19 protein-coding genes and 4 pseudogenes are annotated in these 26575 nt (G+C 69.2%); 9 read left to right on the top strand and 14 right to left on the bottom strand.

All coding sequences use genetic code 11. The features are described 5' to 3' along the window. Window positions 1-7: 7 nt before the first annotated feature. Both rutC and rutD read left to right on the top strand, forming a co-directional pair. Entirely contained in the window at window positions 8-412 is a 405-nt protein-coding gene (rutC, locus tag MFF56_RS19815; protein WP_066918200.1) for a pyrimidine utilization protein C, read from the top strand. Window positions 413-416: 4 nt separating this feature from the next. Continuing rightward, entirely contained in the window at window positions 417-1199 is a 783-nt protein-coding gene (gene rutD / locus MFF56_RS19810; protein WP_238230636.1) for a pyrimidine utilization protein D, read from the top strand. Between the two features lie 565 nt (window positions 1200-1764). Here the strand turns inward: rutD and MFF56_RS19805 are convergent. The 8 genes from MFF56_RS19805 to urtA form a co-directional block, all read right to left on the bottom strand. Continuing rightward, entirely contained in the window at window positions 1765-2814 is a 1050-nt protein-coding gene (locus MFF56_RS19805) for an aliphatic amidase (protein ID WP_066927958.1), read from the bottom strand. 74 nt (window positions 2815-2888) lie between these two features. After that, the gene (locus MFF56_RS19800; protein ID WP_066927956.1) at window positions 2889-3206 is read right to left on the bottom strand and encodes an FmdB family zinc ribbon protein; all 318 of its coding nucleotides are present in this window, start codon (window positions 3204-3206) and stop codon (window positions 2889-2891) included. 2 nt (window positions 3207-3208) lie between these two features. Then, window positions 3209-4438: a formamidase gene (gene fmdA, locus MFF56_RS19795; RefSeq protein WP_066927953.1), complete on the bottom strand. Its 1230-nt coding sequence runs from the start codon at window positions 4436-4438 to the stop codon at window positions 3209-3211. A gap of 90 nt (window positions 4439-4528) precedes the next feature. Further along, the gene (urtE, locus tag MFF56_RS19790; RefSeq protein WP_066927960.1) at window positions 4529-5218 is read right to left on the bottom strand and encodes an urea ABC transporter ATP-binding subunit UrtE; all 690 of its coding nucleotides are present in this window, start codon (window positions 5216-5218) and stop codon (window positions 4529-4531) included. A gap of 68 nt (window positions 5219-5286) precedes the next feature. Beyond that, window positions 5287-6072, bottom strand: coding sequence for an urea ABC transporter ATP-binding protein UrtD (urtD, locus tag MFF56_RS19785; protein ID WP_066927951.1), 786 nt, complete (start codon window positions 6070-6072; stop codon window positions 5287-5289). Between the two features lie 10 nt (window positions 6073-6082). Beyond that, window positions 6083-7255, bottom strand: a complete 1173-nt coding sequence (gene urtC, locus MFF56_RS19780; protein WP_066927949.1) for an urea ABC transporter permease subunit UrtC — start codon at window positions 7253-7255, stop codon at window positions 6083-6085. 11 nt (window positions 7256-7266) lie between these two features. Then, window positions 7267-8193 carry an urea ABC transporter permease subunit UrtB gene (gene urtB, locus MFF56_RS19775; RefSeq protein ID WP_066927947.1) on the bottom strand — a complete coding sequence of 309 codons (927 nt, stop codon included), beginning with the start codon at window positions 8191-8193 and terminating at the stop codon, window positions 7267-7269. Between the two features lie 120 nt (window positions 8194-8313). Continuing rightward, on the bottom strand, window positions 8314-9579 hold the full coding sequence (urtA, locus tag MFF56_RS19770; RefSeq protein ID WP_066927945.1) for an urea ABC transporter substrate-binding protein: 1266 nt from the start codon (window positions 9577-9579) through the stop codon (window positions 8314-8316). A gap of 271 nt (window positions 9580-9850) precedes the next feature. On the opposite strand from urtA, the gene MFF56_RS19765 reads away from it, so the two are divergent. Both MFF56_RS19765 and MFF56_RS19760 read left to right on the top strand, forming a co-directional pair. Next, on the top strand, window positions 9851-13249 hold the full coding sequence (locus MFF56_RS19765; RefSeq protein ID WP_238230634.1) for a hybrid sensor histidine kinase/response regulator: 3399 nt from the start codon (window positions 9851-9853) through the stop codon (window positions 13247-13249). A gap of 28 nt (window positions 13250-13277) precedes the next feature. Continuing rightward, complete coding sequence (locus MFF56_RS19760; protein ID WP_066921841.1) at window positions 13278-14189, top strand: response regulator; 912 nt, start codon at window positions 13278-13280, stop codon at window positions 14187-14189. A gap of 97 nt (window positions 14190-14286) precedes the next feature. On the opposite strand, the gene MFF56_RS19755 is transcribed toward MFF56_RS19760, so the two are convergent. The 5 genes and pseudogenes from MFF56_RS19755 to MFF56_RS19735 all read right to left on the bottom strand — a co-directional run bounded on the left by MFF56_RS19755 (window position 14287) and on the right by MFF56_RS19735 (window position 17962). Beyond that, on the bottom strand, window positions 14287-14424 hold the full coding sequence (locus MFF56_RS19755) for a DUF2474 domain-containing protein (protein ID WP_066921839.1): 138 nt from the start codon (window positions 14422-14424) through the stop codon (window positions 14287-14289). Next, window positions 14424-15404: pseudogene (cydB, locus tag MFF56_RS19750) on the bottom strand (cytochrome d ubiquinol oxidase subunit II); the annotation flags it as partial. The gene MFF56_RS19755 and the pseudogene cydB, both read right to left, overlap by 1 nt. A 37-nt stretch (window positions 15405-15441) precedes the next feature. Further along, window positions 15442-16859, bottom strand: a pseudogene (locus MFF56_RS19745) (cytochrome ubiquinol oxidase subunit I). Window positions 16860-17006: 147 nt separating this feature from the next. After that, window positions 17007-17327 (bottom strand): annotated as a pseudogene (locus MFF56_RS19740) (aminotransferase class I/II-fold pyridoxal phosphate-dependent enzyme); the annotation flags it as partial. 257 nt (window positions 17328-17584) lie between these two features. Then, window positions 17585-17962, bottom strand: coding sequence for a DUF983 domain-containing protein (locus MFF56_RS19735; protein WP_238230630.1), 378 nt, complete (start codon window positions 17960-17962; stop codon window positions 17585-17587). A gap of 219 nt (window positions 17963-18181) precedes the next feature. Here MFF56_RS19735 and MFF56_RS19730 point away from each other — a divergent pair, with 219 nt between their 5' ends. From MFF56_RS19730 to MFF56_RS19720, 3 genes are all read left to right on the top strand, one after another. Further along, the gene (locus MFF56_RS19730; protein WP_066921833.1) at window positions 18182-19573 is read left to right on the top strand and encodes an aminotransferase-like domain-containing protein; all 1392 of its coding nucleotides are present in this window, start codon (window positions 18182-18184) and stop codon (window positions 19571-19573) included. Between the two features lie 319 nt (window positions 19574-19892). Further along, the gene (locus tag MFF56_RS19725) at window positions 19893-21068 is read left to right on the top strand and encodes a zinc-dependent alcohol dehydrogenase (protein WP_066921831.1); all 1176 of its coding nucleotides are present in this window, start codon (window positions 19893-19895) and stop codon (window positions 21066-21068) included. A 17-nt stretch (window positions 21069-21085) separates the two neighbouring features. Then, window positions 21086-21685, top strand: a complete 600-nt coding sequence (locus tag MFF56_RS19720) for a hypothetical protein (protein WP_082773013.1) — start codon at window positions 21086-21088, stop codon at window positions 21683-21685. Here MFF56_RS19720 and MFF56_RS19715 read toward each other — a convergent pair. Continuing rightward, window positions 21615-22156: pseudogene (locus MFF56_RS19715) on the bottom strand (DJ-1/PfpI family protein); the annotation flags it as partial. The gene MFF56_RS19720 and the pseudogene MFF56_RS19715 sit on opposite strands and share 71 nt — an antisense overlap. An 837-nt stretch (window positions 22157-22993) precedes the next feature. Between MFF56_RS19715 and MFF56_RS19710 the strand changes: the two are divergent. Together MFF56_RS19710 and MFF56_RS19705 are read left to right on the top strand one after the other, a co-directional pair. Beyond that, window positions 22994-24616, top strand: a complete 1623-nt coding sequence (locus MFF56_RS19710; protein WP_066921829.1) for an ABC-F family ATP-binding cassette domain-containing protein — start codon at window positions 22994-22996, stop codon at window positions 24614-24616. 1003 nt (window positions 24617-25619) lie between these two features. Beyond that, entirely contained in the window at window positions 25620-26573 is a 954-nt protein-coding gene (locus MFF56_RS19705) for an LpxL/LpxP family acyltransferase (protein ID WP_066920152.1), read from the top strand. Window positions 26574-26575: the final 2 nt, after the last annotated feature.

The raw sequence follows: 26575 nt of genomic DNA, 5'->3' as shown, positions 1-26575 counted from the left end.
TGAGACCATGCCGAAGACCGCAGTGATCCCGCCCGGCACCGGCAAGCCGCTCGCGCCCTACGTGCCCGGAACGCTGGCCGACGGCGTGCTCTACGTCTCGGGCACCCTGCCGCTCGATGCCGAGGCCAACGTCGTGCATGTGGGTGATGCGGGCGCGCAGACCCGCCACGTGCTGGAGACGATCAAGGGCGTCGTCGAGGCCGCGGGCGGCAGCATGGACGACGTCACCTTCAACCACGTCTTCCTGAAAGATTGGGCCGATTACGCCGCGATCAACGCGGTCTACGGGGCGTACTTTCCGGGCGAGAAGCCGGCGCGCTACTGTATCCAGTGCGGGTTGGTGAAGCCCGAGGCGCTGGTCGAGATCGCCTCGGTCGCGCATCTCGGGACGGCTGGCCGAGGGGCTGCCTGAGCGGATGATCGCGCCGGTTCACCACGAGATCCACGGCCGGGCCGAGGGCCGGACCGTCCTGCTCTCGCCGGGGCTCGGCGGATCGGCCGGCTACTTCGCGCCGCAGATCCCGGCCCTCGCCGAGCGCTTCCGCGTCGTCGCCTACGATCATCGCGGGACCGGCCGTTCGGCCGGACCGCTGGAGCCCGGCCACGACATTCCGGCCATGGCCGAGGACGTGCGCGCCCTCCTCGACCGTCTCGATGTGGAGACGGCCGACATCGTCGGGCACGCGCTCGGCGGGTTGATCGCGCTGCAACTCGCGCTCGCCTGCCCCGGGCGGGTCGGGCGCATCGTCGTGATCAACGGCTGGGACGTGATGGACCCGGCGACCCGGCGCTGCTTCGCGGCCCGCAAGGCGCTGCTGACGCGGGCCGGTCCCGAGGCCTTCGTCCGGGCGCAAGCGATCTTCCTGTATCCGGCGCCCTGGATCTCGGCTGAAGGGGAGCGCTTGGCGGCGGACGAGGCGCACGCCCTGGCGCATTTCCCCGGGGCCGACACCGTTCTGGCGCGCATCGCCGCCCTGGAGACCTTCGATCTGACGGGCCGCCTCGGCGCTATCTCCCACGAGACGCTGGTGATGGCCGCGCGCGACGACGTGCTGGTGCCCTACACCGCCTCGGAGCGGCTTGCCGCGGGGCTGCCGAACGCGCGGCTCGACCTCATGCCCGATGGCGGCCACGCCCACAGCGTGACGCGCGCCGAGACCGTGACCAGGACCCTCCTCGGATTTCTCGATCGGGCCTGACCCTCGGCACCCACCTGTCGGGACGATGCTTCAGGGCTGGCGGGTCATGCCATGTCCGATTGTCTGGTTCGGTCTGACGCATCGTCTGAGGACGAAGCGCGGGTCCCCTCTCCCATAGGGAGAGGTCTGCTTTCGCAGAAAGCCGGGTGAGGGGTATGAGGTTTCCGAACGAGACGCGGCCCCGAACGCGCGTCGATGCCGTGCTCAGTCCTGTAAGGTCATACCCCTCACCCCGACCCTCTCCCTATGGGCAGGGCGATCGCATATGCCGGCCGAGCCCCGAGGCGGATAGGGCGCGGGTCCCCTCTCCCGTGCGGGAGAGGGACAGGATGAGGGACGAGAACTGTCAGGATGGGGCGTAGCAGGCCCGCTCGGTGGCGTCGCGTCATGTCCGTAGAGTTCTCATCCCTCACCCCAACCCTCTCCCGCACGGGAGAGGGGGCGCGGTGCGGTTCAGGTGCGAGCCGAGGAAGGGGGCCCGCCATATGCGATCGCCCTGCCCTATGGGAGAGGGGGCCCGGCGCGGTTCGCCGCACGCGGCCGAACCGATCGACCGGGGGCCGTATCAGGGGTCGGGCGGCGCTTCACCCTGGCCGATGAAGGGGATGCCCGCGATCGGGCATTCCTCCGTGCCGACGCTCCGACGGGTGATGGCTCGCACCGCTTCGCGGGTGCCGTCGGGATCCTCGATCCAGCGCCGGTAGAAGTCGTAAGGGCAATCCGACATCCCGTGCCGATTTTCCTTCGAGTTGATCATGCCCGTATAGCCGCGGTGCAGCAGCTTGAAGAGGTGGTTCTCGGACTGGCCATGGGCCCGGAAGTCGCGGATCAGGAACTTCGACAGGGCCGCGTACTGGATGCCCATCGCCTCCTCGCCGCACTCGCCGAGCGTGCGCCCGTCGAAGCCGATCAGCGCCGAATGGCCGAAATAGGTGTAGACGCCGTCGAAGCCGGCCGCGTTGGCCACCGCCACGTAGGTGTTGTTGGCGAAGGCCATCGCCTTCGAGATGACGATCTGCTGCTCCTTGGCCGGATACATGTAGCCCTGGCAGCGGACGATCAGCTCGGCCCCGCGCATGGCGCAGTCGCGCCAGATCTCGGGATAGTTGCCGTCGTCGCAGATGATCAGGCTGACCTTCAGTCCCTTGGGACCGTCCGAGACGTAGGTCCGATCGCCCGGATACCAGCCCTCGATCGGCGTCCAGGGCATGATCTTGCGATACTTCTGCACGATCTCGCCCTGGTCGTTCATCAGGATCAGGGTGTTGTAGGGCGCCTTGCGGGGGTGCTCCTCGTGGCGCTCGCCGGTCAGCGAGAACACGCCCCAGACCTTAGCCTCCCGGCAGGCGGCGGCGAAGATCTCGGTTTCGGCCCCCGGGATGGCCGAGGCGGTCTCGTACATCTCCGCGGCGTCGTACATGATCCCGTGCGTCGAGTATTCGGGGAAGATCACGAGGTCGAGCCCGGGCAGGCCCGACTTCATGCCGACGATCATCCGGCCGATCGCCCGGGCGTTCTCCAAGACCTCGGCCCGCGTGTGCAGGCGGGGCATCGTGTAGTTCACGACGGCGACGCCGACGCTGTCCTGGCTGGACGAGATGTCTCCGTGGATCATGGTGTCGCTCCTCCCCATCTCATGGCCGCGCGCCTCCTCCCGCTCCGCGGCGGAACGGGAGGGGGGTGGCGGCGTCAGTGGCTGATCATCCAGGGCCGCGCGTTCGGGAAGCTCTTGGCCGCCGCGGGCGGGGACGCCGTCTTCCGCGGCGTGCAGCAGCCGCAGCCCGCCCCGTGCCCACCCGAGCGCCGCGGCGCGTGGCGGCTGCGCTCGTTGGTGGCGTGGGCGGCCTTCAACGCCGGATCGAGCCCCGAGAGGCGCGGCGCGGTGAGGAAGGCCCGGCGACAGGCCGCCCCGCATCCGGGGCAGTCGTGCGGGTGCTGGAACTCGGCCATCGGCCGCATCACCGTGAACGGGCCGCAGGCTGCGCAGGCGTAGTCGTAGACCGGCATGATCAGAGATCCGGCGAGAGCGGCATCTGGATCGAGCCGTCGAGGAACTTCGTCGGCCCGGCGGCGCTCGGATTGATGTCGAACTCGAAGATCTTCGTCGGGATCCAGAGCGTCGCGCAGGCGTTCGGGATGTCGACCACGCCCGAGATGTGGCCCTGGACCGGCGCGGTGCCGAGGATCGAGTAGGCCTGCGCGCCGGAATAGCCGAACTTCTTCAGGTACTCGATCGCGTTGAGGCAGGCCTGCCGGTAGGCGACGTGGACGTCGAGGTAGTGCTGCTTGCCCCACTCGTCGACCGAGATGCCCTCGAAGATCAGGTAGTCGTCGTATTGCGGCGTGATCGGCGACGGCTTGAAGATCGGGTTCTTGATCCCGTACTTGGCCATGCCGTCCTTGATCAGGTCGACCTTGAGATGGACCCAGCCCGCCATCTCGATGGCGCCGCAGAAGGTGATCTCGCCGTCGCCCTGGCTGAAATGGAGGTCGCCCATCGAGAGGCCGGCGCCCGGCACGTAGACCGGGAAGTAGATCTTCGAACCGCGCGACAGGTCCTTGATGTCGCAATTGCCGCCGTGCTCGCGCGGCGGCACGGTACGGGCGCCCTCGGCCGCCGCCTTGTCCCGCGCCTCGCCCGTGAGCCGGCCCATATGGGCGGTCGGCCCGAACGGCACGGTGCCGAGCGCCGGCACCCGCTCCGGATCGGTGTTGACGAAGGCGATCTCGCGCTCGTTCCAGGTCGCGAGCAGCTTCGGGTCGGGCAGGCAGCCGATCAGGCCGGGATGGATCAGGCCGGGGAAGCGCACGCCCGGGATGTGGCGGGACTTGGTGAACATCCCCTCGAAGTCCCAGATCGACTTCTGGGCCTGCGGGAAGTGCTCGGTGAGGAAGCCGCCGCCGTTCTTCTTCGAGAAGAAGCCGTTGAAGCCCCACTGGCTCTCGGGCTTGGCGCCGATGTCGAGGAGGTCGACCACCAGGAGGTCGCCGGGCTCGGCGCCCTCGACGCCGATCGGACCCGAGAGGAAATGCACGATCGAGAGGTCGATGTCGCGCACGTCGTCGGCGGAATCGTTGTTCTTGATGAAGCCGCCGGTCCAGTCGTAGGTCTCGACGATGAAGTCGGCCCCGGGCTTGACGGTGGCGACCATCGGGATGTCCGGGTGCCAGCGGTTGTGCACCATGTCGTTGTCGTAGGCCGACTGGCTCAGATCGACCTTGATCAGCGTCTCGGGCATGTTCTCTCGTCTCCAGCTCCCTGTCCGCCGGGGCGGACGCCTTTCCGCGCGGGGCGCGCGCGAACTTCGCCGTCGGCCGGCCCAGCCCTCTCAGACCGAGAGGAAGCGGGCGACCTGCGCCTCGTCGATGTCGGCGCGCGGGCTCTCGTGGACGATCGCGCCGTTCTCGATGACGAGCACCCGGTCGGCCACGTCGAGGGCGAAGCTCAGCACCTGCTCGGAGACGACGATGGAGAGCCCGCGCGCGTCGCGGATCGCCTTGAGGGTGCGGCCCATCTCGCGGATGATCGAGGGCTGGATGCCCTCCGTCGGCTCGTCGAGGAGGAGTACCTTCGGCCGGCTCGCGAGCGCCCGCGCGATGGCGAGCTGCTGCTGCTGGCCGCCCGAGAGGTTGCCCCCGCGCCGGCCCTTCATCTCGAGGAGCACCGGGAACATCGCGTAGAGGTCCTCGGGCACCCGCCGCGCGCCCGTGACGGTGAGGCCCGTCTCGATGTTCTCCTGCACCGTCATGGTGGAGAAGATCATCCGCCCTTGCGGCACGTAGGCGAGGCCGCGGGCGACGCGGGCGTGGCTCTTGAGCCCTGTGACGTCGTGGCCGTCGACCGCGATCGTGCCGAAGGTCGCGGGCAGGATCCCCATCAGGGTCTTCATGAGCGTGGACTTGCCCATGCCGTTGCGGCCCATCACCGCGACGATCTCGCCGGGGGCCACCGCGATGTCGAGACCGTGCAGGACCTCGCTCTGCCCGTAGGCGGCGTGGAGCCCGCGGATCGCCAGCATGGCGGGGTCGGTCGGCCTCACGTCCGGAGGCGGCGGCGCGGGGACGGTCTGCAGCATCTGCGGCTCCTCTAATGGCCGAGATAGACTTCGATCACCTTGGGGTCGTTCTTGACGCGCTCCATCGAGCCCTCGGAGAGGACCCGCCCCTGGTGCAGCACGGTGACCCGGTGGGCGATGTCCTCGACGAACTTCATGTCGTGCTCGATCACCAGCACCGAGCGGCCCCGGATGATCTGGTTGAGGAGCTCGGCGGTCTTCACACGCTCGCCCACGCTCATCCCGGCCACCGGCTCGTCGAGCATCAGGAGTTCCGGGTCCTGGATCAGCAGCATGCCGATCTCCAGCCACTGCTTCTGGCCGTGGCTCAGGAACTCGGCGCGCTCCGCGAGGTGGTCCTTGAGGAAGATCGTCTCGGCGATCTCGTGGATGCGCTCGCGCACCGCGGCGTCCCGCCGGAAGGTCAGCGCGCCCAGCACCGAGCGCCCGCGCGGATAGGAGATCTCCAGGTTCTCGAACACCGTGAGGTCGTCGTAGATCGACGGCGTCTGGAACTTGCGGCCCACGCCCGCCTGGACGATCGCGCTCTCGGAGAGCCGCGTCAGCTCCTGGCCCTTGTAGCGGATCGAGCCGGCGCTCGCCCGCGTGCGCCCGCAGATCAGGTCGAGCACGGTGGTCTTGCCGGCCCCGTTCGGACCGATGATCACCCGGATCTCGTCCGGATCGACGTAGAACGAGACGTCGTTGACCGCCTTGAACCCGTCGAAGGAGACGGTGAGCGCCTCGACCGCCAGGAGGTAGTCGGGCGCGGCCGAGGCGGCGCCGATGACGGGGGAGGCGAGGAGCGCGGCGTTCATCGGGGAATCCTCAGGCGGCCGGGGCGCCGTGGGGCGGGGCGATCGCGGGCGGTGGCGCGCGGAGCGCCTTCACCCGGCGGGTGAGGCGCGGCTCGATCCGCTCGCGCCAGAGGCCGGCGAGCCCGTTCGGGAAGGCCAGCACTACGCCGATGAACAGCGCGCCGAGGCCGAACAGCCAGAGTTCGGGGAAGCTCTCGGAGAAGGTGGTCTTGGCCCAGTTGACCAGCAGCGTCCCCCAGACCGCGCCGAACAGCGACAGGCGCCCGCCGACCGCGGTGTAGATCACCATCTCGATCGAGGGCACGATGCCGACGAAGGAGGGCGACATGAACCCGACCTGGAGGGTGAACATCGCGCCCCCGACCGCCGCGAAGGCCGCCGCGAGGCAGAAGGCGAAGACCTTGAAGCCCGCCACCGAGTAGCCGGAGAAGCGGACCCGGTCCTCCTTGTCGCGCAGGGCGACGAGGATGCGGCCGAGCTTCGAGCGCTTCACGTACTGCGCCGCCAGGATGCAGGCGACGAGAAGCCCGCCGTTGACGAAGTACAGCACGGTCTTGGCGTGGTTGGTGCGGATGTCCCAGCCGTGGAGCGTGCGCAGGTCCGTGATGCCGTTGATGCCGCCCGTGTAGCCCTGCTGGCCGACGATCAGGATCGTCAGGATCGCGGCGATCGCCTGGGTGATGATCGCGAAATAGGTGCCGCCGACCCGGCGCTTGAACATCGCGAAGGAGATCAGAAGCGCGAACAGCACCGGCACCGCGACCACCAGGAGGAGCGTCAGCGGCAGGCTCTTGAACGGCTGCCAGAACCATGGCAGCGCCGTGATCTGGTTCCAGTCCATGAAGTCGGGGATCCCCGGCGTCGACTGGATCTTCGTGTTCTCGACGCTCGAGGCTTCGAGCTTCAGGTACATCGCCATGCAGTACCCGCCGAGCCCGAAGAACACGCCCTGGCCGAGCGACAGGATGCCGGCATAGCCCCAGCAGATCACGAGGCCGAGCGCCACGAAGGCGTAGGTGAGGTACTTGCCCACGAGGTTGAGCCGGAACCCGTCGAGCGCGAGCGGCAGCACGACCAGGATCACGGCGGCGAGGAGGAGAAGGCTCAGCCACTCCATCGGCTTCATGAAGGGATTGTCGTTGACCGTGACGGATTTCGTCAGCGCCTGGACGGGATTCGTCATCGCGGGCCTCCTCAGCGCCGGACCTTGAGGGTGAAGAGGCCCTGCGGCCGCAGCATCAGGATGCCGACCACGGCGAGCAGGGTGAGCACCTTGGCCATCGAGCCGGAGAGGAAGAATTCGAGCGTGGACTGGGTCTGGGAGATCGAGAAGGCGGACGCGATGGTGCCGACGAGGCTCGCGGCGCCGCCGAAGACCACGATCAGGAACGTGTCGACGATGTAGAGCTGGCCCGAGGTCGGACCCGTGGAGCCGATCATCGTGAAGGCCGAGCCCGCGACGCCCGCGATGCCGCAGCCGAGGCCGAAGGTGGTGCGGTCGACCTTGTCCGTATCGATGCCGACGGCGCCCGCCATGGCGCGGTTGGCCATCACGGCGCGCATCTGCTGGCCGAAGCGCGAGCGGAAGATCAGCAGCGCCACCGCGCCGGTGATCAGCAGGGTGACGGCCATCACGAACAGGCCGTTGATCGGCACCTCGATCGTGTCGGTGACCTGAACCGAACCGATCAGCCAGGCGGGCAGCTCGACGCCAACCTCGCGCGCGCCGAAGATCGAGCGGTAGGCCTGCTGCAGGATCAGCGACAGGCCCCAGGTGGCGAGCAGGGTGTCGAGGGGGCGCTTGTAGAGGAAGCGGATCAGGCCCCACTCGACCAGCATCCCGAGCGCGCCCGAGGCCAGGAAGGCGAGGCCCATCGCCACGAAGAAGGAGATCGGGAACAGGCCCGGCAGGTAGGACTGGAAGAACGTCGAGCACAGATAGGTGACGTAGGCGCCGAGGATCATGAACTCCCCGTGCGCCATGTTGATCACGCCCATCTGGCCGAAGATGATCGCGAGCCCCAGCGCCATCAGCAGGTAGACCGAGAACAGGATCAGGCCGGCAAAGCCCTGCATCGCGAAGATCGCGCCGAGATCGCCGAGGGAGTAGTCGCCGAACATGCCGTCACGGGCCTCCGGGGCGGTGTGGGGGCGGAGGGCGGTTGTCCTCCGATCGTGTCTCGCGGCGTTCCCGGAACGCCTTCCCTCCCCCCCCTCTGCGGGGGAGGGAGAATCTCGCGCCTACTGGTACCCCTTCGGGAAGGGATCGGGCCTGATCAGGTCCGGGCTGGTGTAGACGATCTCGAACTGGCCGTCGGTCTTGGCCCGGCCCACCCGGGTCTTCGACCAGAGGTGATGGTTCGGGTCGATCTTCACGTAGCCCTCGGGCGCGGCCGTGAACTCGATGCCGGGGGAGGCCGCGACCACCTTGTCCACGTCGAAGGAGCCCGCCTTCTCGCAGGCCATCTTCCAGAGGAACGGCCCGAGATAGGCCGCCTGGGTCACGTCGCCGATGACGGTCTTCTCGCCCCACATCTTCTTGAAGGCGGCCACGAAGGCCTTGTTGTTGTCGTTCTCGATCGACTGGAAGTACTTCATGCAGGCGTAGGCGCCGGCGATGTTCTCGCCGCCGATGCCGTCGATCTCGTCCTCGGTGACCGAGATCGTGATCAGCACCTGCTTCGAGAGGTCGATGCCCGCGGCCTTGAGCTGCTTGTAGAAGGCCACGTTCGAGCCGCCGACCACGTCGGTGAAGATCACCTTCGGCTTGGTGAGCTTGATCTTGTTGATCACCGAGTTGAACTGCGTGTGGCCCAGCGGGAAGTACTCCTCGCCGACGACACGCCCCTTGAGCACGTTCTCGACGTGCTTGCGGGCGATCTTGTTCGAGGTGCGCGGCCAGATATAGTCCGAGCCGATGAAGTAGAAGGTGTCGCCGCCCTTCTCCTTGTGCACCCAGTCGAGCCCGGCGAGGATCTGCTGCGTCGCCTCCTGGCCGGTGTAGAAGACGTTCTTGGACTGCTCCAGGCCCTCGTAGAAGGTCGGGTAGTACAGGAGACCGTTGTACTGCTCGAACACCGGCAGCACCGCCTTGCGGGAGGCCGAGGTCCAGCAGCCCATCACGGCCGCGCACTTGTCGTTGACGAGGAGCTTCTTGGCCTTCTCGGCGAAGGTCGGCCAGTCGGAGGCGCCGTCCTCCTGGATGATCCGGATCTTGCGGCCGAGCACGCCGCCCGCCTCGTTGATCTGGGCGATCGCGAGCTTCTCGGCCTGCTGCGCCCCGGTCTCGGAGATCGCCATCGTACCGGTGACCGAGTGCAGGATGCCGACCGTGACCTCGCTGTCCGTCACCGCGAGCCCGGTCGTGTTGACCGCAGCGGTCGGGGCCGCGGCCCGTGCGGGCCCCGGCAGCAGCGCCAGCGCCGGGAGGCCGGCCATTCCCATGAGCAGCCTGCGCCGCAGCGGCGAGAAGCCGGAATCCGAACCGGTATCGGTGTCGTCTGCCATCGTGCCTGACCCCGTGGACGTCCGGCGGTCTTGAGAGGCGACCGCGGATCGACGGGGTTCAGGCTAGGTCGGCCGCCGCGGCGCGGCCTATACGCGGTTTTGCGTATGGCCGGGCCTTTGCGTGGGCGGCACAGTCGATCCGTCTATTCCGGAAACCGATGGAAGCCAGGGCAGAGCATTCGGGCCGCGTCGGGGCGACTGGCCGCGCGCGCCGCATCGTTCGCGCCGCAGTCTTGGCGCGCGCGCCGGGCCGCGTCGGGATCCGCGCGCGATGAGCGGCTCGCAGCGCATCGTCCCGATCCGGCGCGCCTACAACCGCTTCGTGGCGGACGAGACCCTGGAGGATTACGCGCTCCGCTTCACCGCCAAGAAGGCCCGGCGCTGGTCGGGCTCCGCGGTGGCGCAGACGGCGCTCGGCTCGGTCTCGTTCCTGGCGCTGGAGGCGATCGGCGGCACGCTGGTGCTCACCGCGGGCTTCACGAACGCCCTCGCGGCGATCCTCTTCGTCGGGCTGGTCATCTTCGCCACCGCCGCGCCGATCACCGTCTACGCCGCCCGCCACGGCGTCGACATGGACCTGCTCACCCGCGGGGCCGGCTTCGGCTATCTCGGCTCGACCGTGACCTCGCTGATCTACGCGAGCTTCACCTTCCTGTTCTTCGCCATCGAAGCGGCGATCATGGCGTTGGCGCTGCAGATCTGCCTCGGGCTGCCGCTCTGGCTCGGCTATCTCGTCTGCGCGGGCGCGGTGATCCCCCTCGTGGCCTACGGCATCCGCCTGATCAGCCGGTTCCAGATCTGGACGCAGCCGCTCTGGATCGGTCTCAACCTCCTGCCGCTCGTCTGCATCGCCGCGCAGGATCCGGCCGCGCTCGGCGCGGCGGCCGCCTTCCCGGGCCTCGACGGCGGCGGGGGCGGGTTCGATGTCGTGCGCTTCGGCGCCGCGACCGGCGTGCTGCTGGCTCTCCTGGCACAGGTCGGCGAGCAGGTGGACTTCCTGCGCTTCGTGCCCGAGCCCGCCTCGCCCCGCGACCGGCGCTGGTGGCTCGCCGTGCTGGCGGGGGGCGCCGGCTGGATCCTGCCCGGCATGGCCAAGATCCTGCTCGGCGCCGGGCTCGCGGTCCTGGCCCTCGCACACGGCGTCCCCCCGGGGGAGGCGGCGGAGCCGACCCAGATGTACCGGGTCGCCTTCGGCTACGTGGCGGGCGCGGACAGCCGGGCCGCCCTGCTGCTGATGGGGGCCTTCGTGCTCGTCTCGCAGCTCAAGATCAACCTGACCAACGCCTATGCGGGCTCGATCGCGTGGTCGAACTTCTTCTCGCGGCTCACCCACAGCCATCCGGGCCGGGTGGTCTGGCTCGTCTTCAACGTCGCCATCGCCGTGCTGCTGATGATGCTCGGCATCGACAAGACGATCGGCAGCACCCTGCCGCTCTACGCCTGCGTCGTCTCGGCCTGGGTCGGGGCGCTCGCCGCCGATCTTGCGGTCAACAAGCCGCTGCGCCTCTCGCCGCCCGGCATCGAGTTCAAGCGGGCGCATCTCTACGCGGTCAATCCGGTCGGCACCGGGGCGATGCTGCTGGCGCTCACGGCGGGCTGCCTCGTCCATCTCGGGCTCGCGGGGCCGGCGTTCCAGCCCTTCGCCCCGCTGCTGACGCTCGCCATCGCCTTCTGCGCGGCGCCCGCCATCGCCTGGGCGACGGGCGGGCGCTGGTACCTCGCGCGCCGGCCGCGTCGGGACTGGGGTGCCGGCGAGATCGCCTGCCGGGTCTGCGAGCTGCCCTTCGAGGGCGAGGACATGGCCCATTGCCCGGCCTACGACGCCCCGATCTGCTCGCTCTGCTGCTCCCTCGACGCGCGCTGCGCCGACCTCTGCAAGCCGCACGGCCGGCTGGAGGCCCAGGCCCAGCACATGCTCGGCCGCCTCCTGCCGCGCCGGACCGCCGCCTGGATCGGCGCCCCGCTCGGGCGCTACCTCGCGGTGATGCTGACGCTCTGCGCGGTGATCGGCCTGATCCTCGCCATCGTGCACGCGGGCGCGAGCCTCGCCCATCCGGAGCATCGTGCGGTGCTGCGCGCCGCGCTGACCAGCGTGTTCTTCACCCTCGTGATCATCCTCGGCGTGGTCGCGTGGCTGTTCGTGCTGGCGCAGGAGAGCCGGCGCGTCGCCCAGGCCGAGACCCTGCGGCAGACCGCCCTCTACGAGGCCGAGATCGCCGCCCACAGGATCACCGACGCGAAGCTGCAGGAGGCCAAGGAGCGGGCCGAGGCGGCCAACCACGCCAAGAGCCGCTACGTCGTCGGGCTGAGCCACGAGCTGCGCACGCCGCTCTCCAGCGTGCTCGGCTACGCCCAGCTCCTCGAGACCGACCCCACGATCCCGCCGGCCCGGCTCAACGGCATCCGGGTGATCCGGCGCAGCGCCCAGCACCTCTCGGGCCTGATCGACGGACTGCTCGACATCTCGCGGATGGAGGCGGGCCGCCTGCAGATCAACCGCGACGAGGTGCGGCTCGCCGACTTCCTCGACCAGCTCGCCGACATGGTCCGGCTCCAGGCCCGCGAGGCGGGGCTCGACTTCCGCTTCACCCGGCCCGAGATCCTGCCGCAGGTGGTCGCCACCGACGAGAAGCGCCTGCGGCAGGTGCTCCTCAACCTCCTCTCGAACGCCATCAAGTTCACGCCCCGCGGGACCGTCTCGCTCGACCTGAGCTACCGCAGCCAAGTCGCGGTCTTCACGATCCACGACACCGGGCCCGGCATCCCCGCGGCGGACCTCGCCCGGATCTTCGAGCCGTTCGAGCGCGGATCGACCCCGGCCGCCCGCCGCACGCCCGGAACCGGGCTCGGGCTCACCATCGCCAACCTGCTGGCGCAGCTCCTCGGCGGCGAGATCGCGCTGACGGCGGCGCCCGGCGGCGGGACGCAGGCGCGGCTGCGCCTGATGCTGGCCGCGGTGGCGCAGCCCGCCCTCGCGCCCGCGCCGGCGGCGCGCGCCGAGCCGGTCTATGCCGGGCCGCGCCGGACCGTCCTCGTGGTCGACGACGACCCGGCTCACCGCACCCTGATGGGCGCCATCCTCGAACCGCTCGGGCTCACGGTGCGCGAGGCCGGGACGGGCGCGGCCTGCCTCGCCTGCGTGGCGGAGGCGGCGGGCGGCATCGACCTGATCGTCCTGGACATCGCGATGCCGGGCATGAGCGGCTGGGACGTGGCGGAGACCCTGCGCGCGCGGGGCCATGCCGGGCCGATCGCGATGATGTCGGCCAACGTTCACGAGCTCGGCCCCGTGCGCGGCGACAGCCCGCCCCACAACGCGATCCTCGCCAAGCCCTTCGACCTGCGCGACGTGCGGGACCGGACCATGGCGCTGCTGCGCCTCGACTGGACGGATGCGGATGCGGCGGCGCTCCCGGCCGCCGCGGTGGACGCGGTACCCGCCGCGGTGGACGCGGTGCCCGCGGCGGTCCGTCCCGGCGCGGACCATGTCGGGGAGTTGCTGCGGCTCGGTCGCATCGGGCACATCCGGGGCATCGAGGCGAAGCTCTCGGCGATGGAACAGGACGGAACCGGGCCGCAGACCTTCGTGAAGCAGATGCGCGGGCTGATCGCCGGCTACGACCTGCGCCGCTACCTCGCCGTGCTGACGGAGCTTGTCGGCGATGACTGAGCCGATGACTGAATCGATGACTGAACCGATGACCGGGCCCGCCCGGGACGTGGTCCTCGTCGTCGACGATTCGCCCGAGACCCTGAGCTTCCTCACCGAGGCGATCGAGCGCTCCGGCGCGACGGTCCTGATCGCGGTCGCAGGCGATCTCGCCCTCTCCCTCGTCGACGAGGTCACCCCCGACGTGATCCTGCTCGACGCGGTCATGCCCGGCATGGACGGGTTCGAGACCTGCCGCCGCCTCAAGGCGAAGCCGCATCTCGCAGGCGTGCCGGTGATCTTCATGACCGGCCTCAGCGAGACCGAGCACATTGTCCGGGGGCTCGATGCGGGCGGGGTCGATTACGTCACGAAGCCCATCGCCCCCGACGAAATCCTTGCGCGCATCCGCACCCACCTCGCCGGGGCCCGCTCGGCCCGCAGCGCGCGCACCGCCCTCGACACGATGGGCCGGACCCTGCTGGCGGTCTCGGCGGACGGTCGGGTCCTCTGGTGCACGCCCCAGGCCGGGCAGCTCATCGCCGCTCTGGCCTCGACACCCGACGGCGTCCTCTCCCTGCCTCCCGAGGCTGCCGCGTGGCTGCGGGCCTGTCTCGCGGGTACGACGACCGGCTCCGTGACGCTGAGGGGACCGAACGGTCCGCCCCACAGCCTCAGCTTCGTCGGCGGGACGGCCGACGAGATCCTTTTGCGGCTGTCGCAGGACGATCTGGCGCTGAGCCTCGCCCGATTGCGCACGTGCCTGCCTGTGACCGCGCGAGAGGCGGACGTCCTGTTCTGGCTGTCCCAGGGCAAGTCGAGCCGCGACATCGGAGAGATCCTGGGTCTCAGTCACCGGACCGTGACCAAGCATCTCGAAGCCATCTATGCCAAGCTCGGGGTCGAGAACCGGACTGCGGCCTCGATGATCGCCAATCGCTACATCGGAGGCGCTCGGTGACGCGCCGCGAGGCCGCCGACGGCACGCGATCCGTCCTGAGCGACCCCGGCCTTGGCGTAGCGGTAGCCCTCGCGCCGGACCTTGCGCGCGCCGTGGGTCAGCCCGCCTTCAGCCAGGCTCTCAGGAGGCCGGCGACGACACCGAGCGAGAGGACGCTGCCGGCCCACAGCAAGGCGAACCAGACGAGGCGGCGCCACAAGGGAGCGGGGTGTCGGGGAGCGGAGGTGGTGCCCATCAGTGGTACCCCGCCGCGTCGACCTTCCCGCGGAAGACCCAGTACGAGTAGGCCGTGTAGATCAGGATGACCGGGATCAAGACGGACGCGCCCACGAGTAGGAAGACCTGGCTCGAATGCGGTGCCGCCGCCTCCCAGATGGTGATCCGACCCGGCACGATGTCGGGAAAGATGCTGATCCCGAGCCCAACGAAGGAGAGCAGGAACAGGCCGAGCGCCAGCAGGAACGGCGTCCTCTCCGCACCGCCGCGAAGCAGACGGAAGAACAGGAACGAGGCCACCGCGACGAGGAGCGGCACCTGGGCGGTGAGAAGCACGTTCGGCATCGCGAACCAGCGTTCCCAATATTTGCCTTCCAGGAAGGGCGTCGCCGCGCTGACGGCCGCAATCACCGCGACCGTGGCCGCGCCGAGCCAGAGCGAGAAGGTGCGCGACCGATCCTGCAGGCTCCCCTCCGTCCGCATCACCAGCCACGTGGCGCCGAGCAGCGCGTAGCCGCAGACGATGCCGAGACCGACGAGCAGGCTGAACGGCGTGAGCCAGTCCCACCAGCCGCCCGCGTAGGCGCGGCCCTCCACCTTGATGCCCTGCAGGAGCGCGCCGAGGGTGATCCCTTGAGCGAGCGCCGCCACGACCGAGCCCCCGGTGAAGGCGACATCCCAGAGCGCCCGGTGGCCGGGATCGCGCCAGCGGAACTCGAAGGCGACGCCGCGGAAGATCAGCCCGAGCAGCATCGCGATGATCGGCGCGTAGAGGGCCGGCATGATCACCGCGTAGGCCAGCGGGAACACCGCGAACAGGCCGCCGCCGCCGAGCACCAGCCAGGTCTCGTTGCCGTCCCAGACCGGCGCGATGGAATTCATCGCGGTGTCGCGCTCGTGGCCCGGCCTGAAGGCCGGGAACAGGATGCCGATGCCGAGATCGAAGCCGTCCATCACGATATAGGCGAACACCGCGAAGGCGATGATCAGCGCCCAAACGACCGAGAGATCGACGTTGGCGAGCATGGTGGGCTCCTCACTCGGCCGGGTGGAGGGTGCGGTCGCGGTCGACCAGGGCGCGGGCGTGATGCCGGCGGTGCGGATCGGTGCCCCGGGCTCGATCCCGCGTTCGCCACGATGCGGCGACTTCGCCATGAGGTGCAGGATGTAGACGGTGCCCATCCCGAACACGGCGAAGTAGACCAGCACGAAGGCGGTGAGCGACGCGGCGACGGCCGGCGCGTGGAGCGGGGAGGCCGATTCCGCCGTGCGCAGCAGGCCGTAGACCGTGAAGGGCTGGCGCCCGACCTCGGTGGTGATCCACCCGGCCACGACGGCCACGAAGCCGGCCGGGCCCATGGCGAGGGCGAAGCGGTGCAGGGCCGCCCACTGGTAGAGCTTGCCCTTGTAGCGGGCGAGCAGGCTGAGGCAGCCCAGCAGGAGCATCAGCATGCCGAGGCCGACCATCACCCGGAAGGACCAGAACACCACGGGCACCGGCGGCCAGTTCTCCCGCGGCACGCTGTCGAGGCCCTTCAGCGGCTCGTCGAGGCCGTGCTTCAGGATCAGGGAGGAGAGCTTCGGCACCTCGACGGCGTAGCGCACCGTGCCGGCCTCCTGGTCGGGCAGGCCGAACAGGATGAGCGGCGCGCCGTCGGGGTGGCTCCGGTAATGGCCCTCCATGGCCATGACCTTGGTCGGCTGGTGCTCCAACGTGTTGAGGCCGTGGGCGTCGCCGGCCAGGATCTGGAGGGGCGCGACGACGGCAAGCATCCACATGGCCATCGAGAACATCGTCCGCGCGCCCTCGTTCGTCCGGTCGCGCAGCAGGTGCCAGGCGCCGACCGCGCCGACGACGAGGGCGGTCGTCAGGTAGGCGGCCAGGACCATGTGGACGAGGCGGTAGGGGAAGGACGGGTTGAAAACGATGGCCCACCAGTCGGCCGGCACGAATTGCCCGGCGTCGTTCGTGGCGTAACCCTGCGGCGTCTGCATCCAGGAGTTCACGGACAGGATCCAGAACGCCGAGAAGAAGGTCCCGACGGCTACCATCAGGGTGGCGAGGAAGTGCAAGCGCGGCCCGACCTTCGTCATCCCGAACAGCATGACCCCCAGGAAGCCGGCCTCCAGGAAGAAGGCCGAGAGCACCTCGTAGGCCATCAGCGGACCGAGCACGGGCCCCGTCTTGTCGGCGTAGACCGACCAGTTCGTGCCGAACTGGTAGGACATGACCAGCCCGGACACGACGCCCATGGCAAAGCCGATGGCGAAGATCTTGATCCAGTACCGGAACAGATCGATGAACACCTGTCGGCCGGTGGCGAGCCACAGGCCCTCCAAAACCATCAGGTAGCTCGCCAACCCGATGGAGAAGGCTGGGAACACGATGTGGAAGGCCACCGTGAAACCGAATTGCCACCGCGCGAGCAGCAGGGCGTCAACGTTCGCCAGCATGTCGGTCACCTCTTGCGCATCTCGATGGGGCCGCGGTCGGGCGGCCAGCGAAACCTCGCCCCGGCCCAGGCGCGAGCGATCCTCGACCAGCGCCTCCACGAGTGCCCGCCTGTGCGTCTCGGTTCGCAGCGGCGACGGGGTGATCCTCAGGCGCTCGCCGCCGCGCGGCACGGTCGGGTCGTCGATGGGCTGCACGGAGATGCCGTGAGGCTCCAGCAACGCCTCGCTGATCCGGCGACGGAGGTGGACGTCGCCGGCCATGACCGGCAAGACGTGGCTCTGGCCCGGCAGGACCGGCAGGCCGGCCTTGCGCAGCCTCGCCATCAAGGCCGCCGCGCTCCGCTGCTGCGCGCCCCGCTCCGCTCGACTGGCCCCGAGGTGCCGCAGCGCCGCCCGCGCGCCGGCGGCGCGGTACGGGACATAGCGAGGTCGTGACGTTGAAGTCGGCCGCGCGGCCGCGGATGACATCGAGGACCGTGACGGGCCGACGGCTGCCGTCCGGATGCCTTCGGACAGCCGTCGGAAGCATGCCGACGTTCCGCACGCGCCCGATGGACGTTCGGTAGCAACCGTCCTCGCGCCGCGCCTGGAGGGAGGTCTCGAACACGTCGGAAGCGGGGAGCATCGTCCCGGTCCTCGTCAGGTCGGATGACGTCACGGCAAGCCCGGGGGCAGGCGATGCCGCCAGCGCGTCCGCCCGCGACCGCGCCGGGCCGGGGGCGCGATCAGTCCCGGGTCGTGGCACCGACAACAGGCACTTCCGGGACCGCGAAGCGCCCCTCCTCGGCCTTGTGGATGTACTGGCTGGCGATGAAGAGCCCCTTCATCGGCCGGATGATCGGCACGCAGGCCAGAAGCAGCAGCGGCAGCGTCACGACCGCATGGAGCCAGAGCGGCGGGTCGTAGGCGAGCTCGAGCCAGATACCGAATGCGGTGACCGGGAAGGCCATCGTCATCATGATGAAGAAGGCGGGTCCGTCGGCCGGGTCGGCGAAGCTGAAATCGAGGCCACACGCCTCGCAGCGCGGCTTGAGGGTGATGAACCCATCGAACAGGCGTCCCTCGCCGCACCGCGGGCAGCGGCACCGCAGGCCGACGGACATCAGGGATCGATCGGTCGTCCTTTGCATCGTCCACGTTCCTGAACCGCCCGCCATCCGGCCGCACGGAGGGGCGCCTTGCGCGCTCCGAATGTATGGCTTAGATATCCATACATTCCTGGCGGAGTCCCGCGACTCGTCGAAGTTCTCTCCAGGGCAACGCGGCCTTTCGCCTCGCCTGCCCGGTGCGGGTATGCATACGCCAACGCGAGATCAGGGGCAATGTTGGAATCCTGGAACCCGACAATAGCCGGCGACGCAGGCCCGAAATACCTCGCCATCGTGAAGGCGCTGGCCGAGGACATCCGTGCCGGCCGTTTGCCGCCGGGCGTGCGCCTGCCGCCGCAGCGCGCTCTGGCCAAGCACCTCAACGTCGATCTCACCACGGTCACGCGCGCCTTCAACGTGGCGCGCAGGTCGGGCCTGATCGATGCCACCGCCGGCCGGGGCAGCTTCGTTCGCGCCGCCGCGCGACCGGCCGCCGAGATGCGCCGGCCGGACCCGGGGGGAAGCGTCGACTTCAGCATGAACATGCCACCGCAGCCGGTCCTGGCGCGTTTGGCCGAGCGTATGGGGGCGGGTCTGTCGAGGCTTGCCGGCTCGCCGGGCTTCCTCGACCGCATGCAGTACCAGGACAGCGCCGGGAACCTCGCGGACCGGACCGCGGCGGTGCAGTGGCTCGGCGGCCGGCTCGGGCCACTTCCCGTGCAGCGCGTCCTCGTGGGGGGCGGGGCCCAGGCGGTCCTTGCCGCCGTGCTCGCAGCCATCCTCAAGCCGGGCGACGCGCTCTGCGTGCCGGCCTTGACCTATCCTGGCCTGCGTATGGCCGCCGAGCGCCGCGGACTTCGCCTCGTTCCGGTCGCCTGCGACGAGGAGGGCCTCGACCCGGACGCATTCCTCGAATGCTGCAAGGCCGGGCGGCCGCGGGCCCTCTACCTGGTCCCGACCCTCGACAACCCGACGACCGCGACGCTGCCGAGGTCGCGCCGCGAGCGGATCGCCGAGGTCGCGCGCTCGCACGGCGTCGCGATCATCGAGGACGACGCCTACGGCGCATTGCCGCCCGAGGCTCCGGCACCCATCGCGGCCATCGCGGGTGACATCACCTGGCACATCGCGACGCTGTCCAAGTGCGTCAGCCCAGGCCTGCGCATCGCCTACGTCGCGGTACCCGGGACGAACGAGGCGGTACGGCTCTCCGCCGAGCTACGGGCCGTCAACATGATGGCCTCGCCCCTCGCGGCCGCGCTCGCCTCGCAGTGGATCGCCGAGGGCGAGCTCGATGCGGTCGTCGCGGCCATCCGCCAGGAGAACGGCCTCCGGCAATCGGTCGCGCGCGAGGCCTTGCGTGGTCTCGATGTCCGCGCGCATCCCTGCGGGCACCACCTCTGGCTCCGGCTTCCCGAGCCGTGGCGGCGCGGCGAGTTCGGGGCCCATGCCCGGCAGCTCGGGCTGTCCGTCATCCTGAGCGACGCCTTCGCGGTCGGACCCGCTCCGGACGCCATCCGCGTCTCCCTGGGCGCGGCATCGGATGCCGAGACGCTGCGCTACGGCCTCAGCCTGCTGGCGACGTTGCTCACGCATCCGCCCGGCGCGATCTCGACGGTCGTCTGACATTTCCGACGCGGCGAGCGCGTCCGGCGAGGAGGAATGCTCGGGCAAGCGCCGGCGGCCCTCCACCCGGCCTCGGCGGACCAGGGCCCCTTCGCCGGTCTGACGCGGCCTCGCGCCGCCCGCGGGGGCGGTCCGCGCTCGACCCGGGACCTCCGCTCACGCCGGAGGTCTCCTAGGGGATTGTCCGCAGGAACGGGGCGGTCGTCGCCCCGGTTCGCCTCGTTGCAGTACCGACCACCATCCCCGCGAGCGCCCTGGCCCGGACCGGTCGTCCCGCCAGGATTCGGCCTCGCACCTCAGCCGATGGGAGAAGACGGCTATGCGAGCCCTGGTTTGGCACGGGAAGGAAGACATCCGCTGCGACACCGTCAGCGATCCGGAGATCGAGGACGGGCGCGACGTCATCGTCAAGGTCACGAGCTGCGCGATCTGCGGCTCCGACCTCCACCTGTTTCACAACTTCATCCCCGCCATGCTCCCCGGCGACGTCCTGGGCCACGAGACCATGGGCGAGGTCGTCGAGACCGGGCGCGGGCTCAACGGCACGGTGAAGAAGGGCGACCGGGTCGTGGTACCCTTCACCATCGTCTGCGGCGAGTGCGACCAGTGCAAGCGCGGCTACTTCTCCGTGTGTCAGCGGAGCAATCGGAAGAAGCACCTCGCCGACAAGGTCTTCGGCCACACCACGGCGGGCCTGTTCGGCTACTCGCACCTCACCGGCGGCTATCCGGGCGGCCAGGCCGAGTACCTGCGCGTGCCCTTCGCCGACGCGACGGTCCAGAAGGTGCCCGAGGGCATCCCCGACGAGAAGCTGCTCTTCCTCTCCGACATCTTCCCGACCGGCTGGCAGGCGGCGGTCCAGGCGGACATCCAGCCCACCGATACCGTGGCGATCTGGGGTTGCGGGCCCGTCGGCCAGATGACGATCCGCTCCGCGGTCCTCCTCGGCGCCGAGCAGGTCGTCGCCATCGACCACCTCCCGGAGCGGCTGGAAATGGCCGAGGCCGGGGGCGCCATCACCATCAACTTCGAGGAGGAGAACGTCGTCGAACGGCTGAACGAGCTGACCGGGGGCGAGGGTCCCGAGAAGTGCATCGACTGCATCGGCATGGAGAGCCATGTCACGCCCGCCATGCCGGACACGGTCTACGACCGGGCCAAGCAGATCCTGCTCGCCGAGAGCGACCGGCCGCACGTGCTGCGCGAGATGATCTACGTCTGTCGGCCGGGCGGCCTGATCTCGATCCCGGGCGTCTACGGCGGCCTGGCCGACAAGATCCCGATGGGCGCGGCGATGAACAAGGGCCTGACCTTCCGCATGGGCCAGACCCACGTCCAGCGCTGGACCGCCGACCTGCTGCGCCGGATCGAGGAGGACCAGATCGATCCCTCCTTCGTCATCACGCACGAGGTCCCGCTCGACAAGGGACCCGAGATGTACCGGACGTTCCGGGACAAGCAGGACAGCTGCATCAAGGTCGTTCTCAAACCCTGACACGCGAGAGGGAGATCATGACGAACATCTCAAGCATCGCGAGCCTCTCGAACATCACGCGCTCCGAGGGCGATCCGAAGGTGCTCCGTTCCGGGCCGAGTTCGCGCGGCGTACCGGACAGGCTCGCCAAGGGGCTCGGCTGGTTCAGCCTCGGCCTCGGGCTGACCGAACTGCTGGCGCCCCGACGCATCACCCGGGCGCTCGGGATGGAGGGCAAGGAAGCCCTGGTGCGCGTCTATGGTGCGCGGGAGATCGGCAGCGGCATCCTCTCGCTGTCGGTCGACAAGAATCTCGGCCTCTGGAGCCGGGTCGCCGGTGACGGCCTCGATATCGCGACGGTGATGACGGCGCTTCGATCGGACAATCCGAAGCGGGAGAATGCCGTCATCGCCCTGGCGCTCCTCCTCGGCATCACGGCGATCGACCTGATCGATGCCCAAGCCAGCACGGCGCGGCACAGCCGCAATGTGGGGCGGAAGAGATCCTACCGGGACCGCAGCGGTTTTCCGCGCGGCGTCCAGGCCTCCCGCGGCGCCGCCCGGGACTTCAAGACACCGCCCGACCTCCGGCATGCCCCCTCCCTCGCCGCGGTCTCGCCGCATACGTCCGCGGCTTGAGGCAGTCCTCGGCCTCGCGGGCGCGGCGGTTCAGGCCGGTGATCGGCAGCCCGTCCCCGACCACGTCGGACTGCCGGTCGGCGGCCCTGGGGTAGACGCCGCCACTCCGCCTGATCTCGTCCTCGACGAGGAAGGGGACGATGGCGGTCAGGCCCAAAGCCGCCGCCTCGGTGTTCGTGAAGCCGGTGACGGCCTTGTACGCGACGAGTGGCGTGCCGTCCGGTGCCTTGGCCTGACGCAGCACGCCGGGGGCGTGGCAGACGCGGGCAACCGGCTTGCCGGCCCGGAGCGCCCTCTCGATCAGCCGGATCGAGGCGGGGTCTTCGGCCAGATGCCATAAGGGACCGTGCCCGCCGGGATAGAAAACGGCGTCGACCCCGCGTGGGCGACGCCGTCAAGCTGGACCGTGTTCGACAGGGCGTCGTTGGCTTCGCCGTCGGTCTCGAAGCGCCGGGTCAGGTCGGTCTGATACCCTTTTCGATTGATGGGTTTGCAACCATCCGCTTAAGAGCGCTTATCCATTCAAGCCGACATCGCTCTTGCGCCCCTGCTGACCCACTGCATGTCTCACGTGCTAGGGTTTTATCACTTTGCAGGCGGGCACAACGAGGATCCGATCTAATGCGCTTAAAATTGGCAGCCATTCTTATATCTCTTGCTGAAACTGCCAACGCAGAGTGCAAACAAGTTCAATGCATGCCATGGTCACCCGACGATTTTAATGCATGCAAATATTCAATCGCGCCTACTTCAACAAATATGTACGAGTTCCGGGAAATTAGCGTGATCATAACAGGATTGTCATTTAACGATGATTGCTCTACGAAAATGGATGTTGAAGGCAAGGAGGCGCGCAAACTCGGAATAACATCTCTAAAAGTTCGGAGATGTATGTTCGTCAGAAAGCCTAAGGGGTCGAGCGTCACGATTGTTGCTGCTCGCAGAAGAGACGGGAGCGATTGGCGCCTGTCTTGTCCTTCGGACTTCTAGGTTTCACTCTCTCGAAGTACAAGTAACTGGGGCAGCCCACGCTATGCCGAAGTTCCAGGGTGGCCGACACGTGACCGCCTAGGGGAAGCGCATGCTGCGGTCTGGATGGCCGTCATGGGTCGGAAACGGAATGTTCGCTCTCGGGCAGCTAGGTAGGCGCCGCTTCCCACCCTCTGCGGCGCTTCGCATCCTGAACTGAACGAATCTCGAACCGAGCGCCGCGCAGGCGGCATTCGAGCCGGCTCCGCGGCCGCGCCTTCCGCTCGCCCGTCCCATGCCGTAAGGCCGGCGGCGACCCTCCTCAGCACCCGCGACCCGATGATACGCCTCGACAAGATCACCAAGCAGAACGGCCGGCAGCTCGTCTTCGTCGAGGCCTCGGCCGCCCTGCAGCGCGGCGAGAAGGCCGGGCTCGTCGGGCCGAACGGGGCCGGCAAGACCACCCTGTTCCGGATGATGACCGGCGAGGAGCAGCCCGACGAGGGCCAGGTCGCGGCCGACCGCGGCATCACCATCGGGTATTTCAGCCAGGATGTCGGCGAGATGTCCGGTTGCTCCACCGTCGCGGCGGTGATGGAGGGCGCCGGCCCCGTGAGCGCGGTCGCGACGGAGCTGCAGGCGCTCGAGACGGCGCTGGCCGACCCCGACCGGATGGACGAGATGGAGGCGCTGGTCGAGCGCTACGGCGAGGTCCAGGCCCGCTTCGAGGAACTCGACGGCTACGCCCTCGAGGGCCGCGCCCAGGAGGTGCTGGCCGGGCTCGGCTTCAGCCAGGAGATGATGGAGGGCGACGTCGGCAAGCTCTCGGGCGGGTGGAAGATGCGGGTCGCGCTCGCCCGCATCCTGCTGATGCGGCCCGACGTGATGCTGCTCGACGAGCCCTCCAACCATCTCGACATCGAGAGCCTGATCTGGCTCGAGAGCTTCCTCAAGGGCTTCGAGGGCGCCCTGATGATGACCTCGCACGACCGCGAGTTCATGAACCGCATCGTCTCGAAGGTCATCGAGATCGACGGCGGCACGCTGACCACCTATTCGGGCGATTTCGCCTTCTACGAGCAGCAGCGCCAACTCGCCGAGCAGCAGCAGCAGGCCCAGTTCGAGCGCCAGCAGGCGATGCTCGCCAAGGAGATCGCCTTCATCGAGCGCTTCAAGGCCCGCGCCTCCCACGCCGCCCAGGTGCAGAGCCGGGTGAAGAAGCTCGACAAGATCGAGCGCGTCGAGCCGCCGAAGCGGCGCCAGTCCGTCGCCTTCGAGTTCCAGCCCGCGCCCCGCTCCGGCGAGGAGGTCGCGACCCTGAAGGGCGTGCACAAGCGCTACGGCAGCCGCACCATCTACGAGGGTCTGGACTTCGCGGTGCGCCGCCGCGAGCGCTGGTGCGTGATGGGCATCAACGGCGCCGGCAAATCGACGCTCCTCAAGCTCGTCACCGGCACGACCGAGCCCGACACCGGCAGCGTGGCGCTCGGATCGAGCGTGAAGCTCGGCTACTTCGCCCAGCACGCGATGGACATCCTCGACGGCGATCAGACCATCTTCGAGATGCTGGAAGAGACCTTCCCGCAGGCCGGGCAAGGGTCGCTGCGCAACCTCGCGGGCTGCTTCGGCTTCTCGGGCGACGACGTGGAGAAGCGCTGCCGGGTGCTGTCGGGCGGCGAGAAGGCTCGCCTCGTGATGGCCCGGATGCTCTACGACCCGCCGAACTTCCTGGTGCTCGACGAGCCGACCAACCACCTCGACATGGCCACCAAGGAGATGCTGATCGCCGCGCTCGCGCGCTACGAGGGCACGATGCTGTTCGTCTCCCACGACCGGCACTTCCTGGCCGCGCTCTCGAACCGCGTGCTGGAGCTGACCCCGGACGGGGTGCACCATTACGGCGGCGGCTACACCGAGTACGTCGCCCGCACCGGCCAGGAAGCGCCGGGCCTGCGCGGCTGAGGCCGCACCCGGCCGCCAGCCATCCCGCACGCGCGGCCGACGCCCCGCCCCTCCCCTCCCCGCCCGCCTCAAGGCCGCCATCCGGCGGGCTGCGGCTCCGTGCGCCGCGCAACGGACCCGGCCGGTCCCGCGGGAGCCGCCGGGGCGCCGGGCCTGCCACCACCAAGAATTGGCACGTTCTCTCAAGTTCAAACTTCCGGTTGTATTGATCTCGCTACGTACGTAGTCTTCGATCGGCTTAACCAAGACTTTCTATCCTGTGCAGAGATGGTATAAAATCCCTTACCGTTCGCTGGACATCAATGTTTCAAATCAGCATTCTCCCCTTACCGAACGGGGGAACACCGGTTCGGATCAGGAGGCAGAACCATGACGAAGCTCGACGCGAAGACCCTCAAGGCCGTCACCGGCGGCAATGCCGCCCCGTGCCCCCCGGCCAAGGACCCCTGCGCCCCCAAGGGCAACGGCGACAAGTCCAAGAAGTGCTGATCTGACGGGCGCGCGCCGCGCTCGCGGCGCGCGCCCTCCGAGACATCGACGCACAGACGCAATCCAGAGATCGGGAATCCACGCCATGACGAAGCTCGACGCCAAGACCCTCAAGGCCGTCACCGGCGGCAACGCCGCCCCGTGCCCCCCGGCCAAGGACCCCTGCGCCCCCAAGGGCAACGGCGACAAGTCCAAGAAGTGCTGATCTGACGGGCGCGCGCCGCGCTCGCGGCGCGCGCCCTCCGAGACATCGACGCACAGACGCAATCCAGAGATCGGGAATCCACGCCATGACGAAGCTCGACGCCAAGACCCTCAAGGCCGTCACCGGCGGCAACGCCGCCCCGTGCCCACCGGCCAAGGCCCCCTGCGCCCCCAAGGGCAACGGCGACAAGTCCAAGAAGTGCTGAGGACGTGATGCGGGGCGCGCGGCCCGCAGCCGCGCGCCCCGATGGGCGACGAGGAGGCGCGCCCCGGCGCGAACCCTCGTGCGAGGGGAGGCTGAGGCCGCGACATGACGGAGAATGACCCCCGCATCGGCTTTCTGGCCCGCCGCATCGCCGGCCTGCCGCTGCGGACCCGGCGCCGCATCCTGCGCGCGCGGTTCACGCTCGCAGGCGCCCTGCGGGGCTTCGAGAAGACCGGCCATGCCGGCCTGTTCCAGCGCGTCCTGCGCCAGTCGAGCCGGGAGGCCCGGCGCCTGGAGCGCGAGGTGAACCTGCACAACCTGCAGACCGAGGCGGAGTGGGCGGCGCTCCTCGTGCGCAGCGTGCCCGCGCTCAAGCGGGACGCGCGCCACATCGCGGTCACGGACCCGGCCGCCCTGGAGCGGGCCGCCGCGACCGGACGGCCGGTGATCCTGACGCCGCTGCACATGGGCGCCTACGTCCTCGCGCTCGCCTGCCTGATGGTGCGCTTCTTCCCCGGCCGGCCGCTCCTCGTGCTGCGCCAGCGCGACGACATGCCCCTGGAGACCGCCGTGATGGAGCGGATCCGCGAGGTCGGCGTCACGATGCGCTTCCATCAGGTCACCGACCGGATGGGCTTCCTGGAGGCCGTGCGCTTCGCCCGCAACGGCGCGGTGATCGTGAACTTCTGCGACCTCGATCCCGCCTACGGCGCCGCCGCCCCGATGCCGGTGCTGGGCCTGGAGACGCGGTTCGCCTTCGGCACGGACACGCTGGCCCGCCTCACCAACGGCCTCGTCGTGCCGCTGGCCTGCACGATGGAGCCGGAGGGCGACCTCGTCCGGGTCGGCCCCACCTTCGAGGTCCACACGAGCGCGCCCGAGGAGCGGGCCCGCGTCGCCGGGCTGGTGCGCGCCCATATCGAGGCGAGCCTCAGGGCCCGGCCCGAGCAGTGGCACCTCTGGTCCGCGCTGCGAGACTATTTACCGGTCACCGATACAGTCACGGACGCCGCCTCCCGGACCGAAGAGGCGGATGAACAGATCCGGACCGCCGCGTGATC

Origin of the sequence: Methylobacterium hispanicum (assembly GCF_022179285.1) — a bacterium.
Classification (GTDB): Bacteria; Pseudomonadota; Alphaproteobacteria; order Rhizobiales; family Beijerinckiaceae; genus Methylobacterium; species Methylobacterium hispanicum.
Note: the sequence above shows the minus strand (reverse complement) of the source record. Positions and strands in the feature narration are given on the sequence as shown.

Coding starts and splice junctions, on each gene's coding strand:
- MFF56_RS19730 (WP_066921833.1), top strand. CDS start 18,182: ATGTTGGAATCCTGGAACCCGACAATAGCCGGCGACGCAGGCCCGAAA.
- MFF56_RS19805 (WP_066927958.1), bottom strand. CDS start 2,814: ATGATCCACGGAGACATCTCGTCCAGCCAGGACAGCGTCGGCGTCGCC.
- MFF56_RS19755 (WP_066921839.1), bottom strand. CDS start 14,424: ATGGGCACCACCTCCGCTCCCCGACACCCCGCTCCCTTGTGGCGCCGC.
- MFF56_RS19720 (WP_082773013.1), top strand. CDS start 21,086: ATGACGAACATCTCAAGCATCGCGAGCCTCTCGAACATCACGCGCTCC.
- MFF56_RS19800 (WP_066927956.1), bottom strand. CDS start 3,206: ATGCCGGTCTACGACTACGCCTGCGCAGCCTGCGGCCCGTTCACGGTG.
- MFF56_RS19735 (WP_238230630.1), bottom strand. CDS start 17,962: ATGTCCGTCGGCCTGCGGTGCCGCTGCCCGCGGTGCGGCGAGGGACGC.
- MFF56_RS19725 (WP_066921831.1), top strand. CDS start 19,893: ATGCGAGCCCTGGTTTGGCACGGGAAGGAAGACATCCGCTGCGACACC.
- urtA (WP_066927945.1), bottom strand. CDS start 9,579: ATGGCAGACGACACCGATACCGGTTCGGATTCCGGCTTCTCGCCGCTG.
- urtE (WP_066927960.1), bottom strand. CDS start 5,218: ATGCTGGCGATCCGCGGGCTCCACGCCGCCTACGGGCAGAGCGAGGTC.
- MFF56_RS19760 (WP_066921841.1), top strand. CDS start 13,278: ATGACCGGGCCCGCCCGGGACGTGGTCCTCGTCGTCGACGATTCGCCC.
- MFF56_RS19705 (WP_066920152.1), top strand. CDS start 25,620: ATGACGGAGAATGACCCCCGCATCGGCTTTCTGGCCCGCCGCATCGCC.
- MFF56_RS19710 (WP_066921829.1), top strand. CDS start 22,994: ATGATACGCCTCGACAAGATCACCAAGCAGAACGGCCGGCAGCTCGTC.
- MFF56_RS19765 (WP_238230634.1), top strand. CDS start 9,851: ATGAGCGGCTCGCAGCGCATCGTCCCGATCCGGCGCGCCTACAACCGC.
- urtC (WP_066927949.1), bottom strand. CDS start 7,255: ATGACGAATCCCGTCCAGGCGCTGACGAAATCCGTCACGGTCAACGAC.
- fmdA (WP_066927953.1), bottom strand. CDS start 4,438: ATGCCCGAGACGCTGATCAAGGTCGATCTGAGCCAGTCGGCCTACGAC.
- rutC (WP_066918200.1), top strand. CDS start 8: ATGCCGAAGACCGCAGTGATCCCGCCCGGCACCGGCAAGCCGCTCGCG.
- rutD (WP_238230636.1), top strand. CDS start 417: ATGATCGCGCCGGTTCACCACGAGATCCACGGCCGGGCCGAGGGCCGG.
- urtD (WP_066927951.1), bottom strand. CDS start 6,072: ATGAACGCCGCGCTCCTCGCCTCCCCCGTCATCGGCGCCGCCTCGGCC.
- urtB (WP_066927947.1), bottom strand. CDS start 8,193: ATGTTCGGCGACTACTCCCTCGGCGATCTCGGCGCGATCTTCGCGATG.